Raw genomic sequence first — 749 nt, forward strand, 5'->3', positions numbered from 1 at the left:
TGGAGCTAGAACATAACCAACCGTTTATCGATATGGCTGGCAAAAAAGTCGTAGTGCTTGGTGGTGGTGATACCGCGATGGACTGCGTGCGAACTTCGATCCGTCAAGGCGCATCTAACGTGATTTGTGCCTACCGTCGTGATGAAGAAAACATGCCAGGCTCCCGTCGAGAAGTGAAAAATGCCAAAGAAGAGGGCGTGAAGTTCATGTTTAACCTTCAGCCTTTAGGTATTGAGGTTGATGCGTATGGCAAAGTTTCAGGCGTGAAAGTGGTCAAAACTGCTTTAGGCGAGCCTGATGACGCAGGTCGCCGTCGCCCAGAACCTGTAGAAGGAAGTGAACACGTACTGCCTGCCGATGCTGTCATCATGGCATTTGGTTTCCAACCTCATCAAATGAACTGGCTTACTCCGTTCAATGTTGAACTTGATCAATGGGGGCGAATCAAAGCACCCAACAACCAAGAGTTTCAATATCAAACCAGCAATGAAAAGATCTTCGCTGGGGGAGACGCGGTTCGCGGTTCTGATTTAGTGGTAACCGCCATTGATGAAGGACGAAAAGCAGCAGAAGGTATTCTTGATTACTTAGACGTGTAGCCTCGTCCCAACACTCAAAAAGGATCCAATGATTGGATCCTTTTTTCTTTTATTACATATAATTAAATTCCTCTGTTAAGGAATAGAACTCATGAAAAAAGCCGCTCTGATGCTCATCACTTTTCTCGGCTTAACCGCATGCAGCCAAGG

General features: G+C 46.3%; 1 protein-coding gene. It reads left to right on the plus strand.

Annotated elements, in window-relative coordinates; translation table 11 throughout:
- Positions 1-599 (plus strand): FAD-dependent oxidoreductase (locus tag R7Q46_RS26715; RefSeq protein ID WP_318078162.1); only part of this gene is annotated, 599 nt, incomplete at its 5' end.
- Between the last annotated feature and the right edge of the window lie 150 nt (positions 600-749).

The organism is Vibrio sp. 811 (genome assembly GCF_033339195.1).